Source organism: uncultured Porphyromonas sp., assembly GCF_934359325.1.
In the GTDB taxonomy this organism is placed as follows: domain Bacteria; phylum Bacteroidota; class Bacteroidia; order Bacteroidales; family Porphyromonadaceae; genus Porphyromonas_A.
In genome coordinates, this window is sequence record NZ_CAKRLH010000270.1 from 1 (window position 1) to 1,741 (window position 1,741).

The 1,741-nt window shown below is 52.6% G+C and carries 3 protein-coding genes; 1 reads left to right on the plus strand and 2 read right to left on the minus strand.

Going from position 1 to position 1,741, the window contains the following annotated elements; all coding sequences use genetic code 11:
* The first annotated feature begins 244 nt into the window (after positions 1 to 244).
* Positions 245 to 745, plus strand: a complete 501-nt coding sequence (locus Q0F21_RS07695) for a flavodoxin (protein ID WP_297238812.1) — start codon at positions 245 to 247, stop codon at positions 743 to 745.
* Between the two features lie 90 nt (positions 746 to 835).
* On the opposite strand, the gene mscL is transcribed toward Q0F21_RS07695, so the two are convergent.
* Both mscL and Q0F21_RS07705 read right to left on the minus strand, forming a co-directional pair.
* Positions 836 to 1,255, minus strand: coding sequence for a large-conductance mechanosensitive channel protein MscL (mscL, locus tag Q0F21_RS07700; protein WP_297238813.1), 420 nt, complete (start codon positions 1,253 to 1,255; stop codon positions 836 to 838).
* Between the two features lie 66 nt (positions 1,256 to 1,321).
* A partial coding sequence (locus Q0F21_RS07705; RefSeq protein WP_297238814.1) for a DnaB-like helicase C-terminal domain-containing protein occupies positions 1,322 to 1,741 on the minus strand: 420 nt, incomplete at its 5' end.

The following is a 1,741-nucleotide window of genomic DNA, read 5'->3' on the forward strand; positions in this document are numbered from 1 at the left end:
CCAAGTGCTTCGACTACAACTTCTGATCTATCAAAGTACAACAACTACGTGCGAACCAGCGAGGAGCTCAGCCTGCCGCTTAAGAAGGGGTTTGATCTCACGCTGGGTCCATACGAAGTGGTGTTACTGGATTTGTCAGAGTAGTCTCCGGGAAATGCTACAATTCCCATCACAGAGATTGGTTATATCAAAACAACTGTCTATATTTGCCCGAGTGTATTACCACTAGTTATAATCACCGTATATGAAAACTGTTATTGTTTACGGTTCCTCTACCGGAACCACCAAAGACATCGCTGACCGCATCGCCGAGAAGTTTGGCGTTGCTGCTGATGACGTACGCGACGCTGCAGAGTTTGACGCAGAGGATGTAGCCAACTACGACCTGCTGATCCTCGGGAGCAGCACCTGGGACGATGGCGAGCTGCAGGACGACTGGTCCGACCTCATCGAGGACATTGCCGACCAGGATCTCTCCGGCAAGAAGGTTGCCCTCTTCGGATGTGGCGACAGCGAAGGCTACGGAGACACCTTCTGCGATGCTGTCGGCATCCTCAAGGAGGAGCTCAGCGAGACCGGATGCACCTTCGTTGGTGCCATCAGCAAGGACGGCTACGAGTATGAGGCCAGCCGTGCCGAGGAGGGTGGCAAGCTGGTAGGCTGCTGCCTGGACGAGGACAACCAGGACGACCTCACCGACGAGCGTATCGATCGCTGGGTAGAGGCTGTCAAGAGTGCCCTCTGATAGCTGATCCGTAGATCAATCCTCTATATATAGCAAAGAGGCTGCGTGCTTAATAGCTGCAGCCTCTTTGTTTTCGTCTAATCCGAGGGATTACTTCTTCTTCAGCTCATCACGGATCTCGCGGAGCAGCTGGATATCCTCCGGCGTAGGTGCCGGCTCAGCAGGCTTCTCCTCCTCCTTCCTCTTGAAGCTATTGACAGCCTTGACCATTAGGAAGATTGCCCAGGCGATGATCAGGAAGTCTACCACCGTCTGGATAAACTGACCATACATAATGGCAGCCTCAGGCTTGACGATCTCTCCATCAGCCCCAATAACAGCAGGGCTGAGGACAGCCTTCAGGTCCGAGAAATTCACCTTCCCGAGGAGCATCCCGAGGGGAGGCATCAGCACGTCATCCACAAAAGAGGAGACAATCTTACCGAAGGCTCCGCCGACGATGACACCGACAGCCATGTCAAGGACGTTACCACGCATGGCAAACTCCTTGAATTCTTTCATCATACTCATATCGTGATCTATGTTTTCGATTAAAAAATCTTGAATCTTAGTATTGTTACCCATTCCAATCAGTCATTACATCGTAAACCCTCCCTGATCGTCAGAGAAACCTCCTCCCGAGAGTGGGTCGTCGACAGACGGACCGTTTATACTTGAGGAGAAGGTAGACTGGTAGTCGTCATTGATATTGCTATCCAGAGCGGAGGAGAAGCGGATGAGATCACCCTCGAAGCGAAGGTAGACATCCCCCACCCGACCGTTACGGTGCTTGGCGATGATGATCTGCGCCAGACCTCTCATATCGCGATTGTTCTCATCCGTGAGTATGCCATAGTACTCAGGTCGGTGGATGAAGATAACCATATCCGCATCCTGCTCGATCGCACCCGACTCACGCAGGTCTGAGAGCTGAGGGCGACGACCCTCCTTATTCCGCTTCTCCAGCTCACGATTGAGCTGCGAAAGAGCAATGACAGTGATGCCGAGCTCCTTGGC

What these genes read in the sequence shown, in the direction of transcription:
- mscL (WP_297238813.1), bottom strand. Translation starts at nt 1,255, where the DNA reads ATGAGTATGATGAAAGAATTCAAGGAGTTTGCCATGCGTGGTAACGTC.
- Q0F21_RS07695 (WP_297238812.1), top strand. Translation starts at nt 245, where the DNA reads ATGAAAACTGTTATTGTTTACGGTTCCTCTACCGGAACCACCAAAGAC.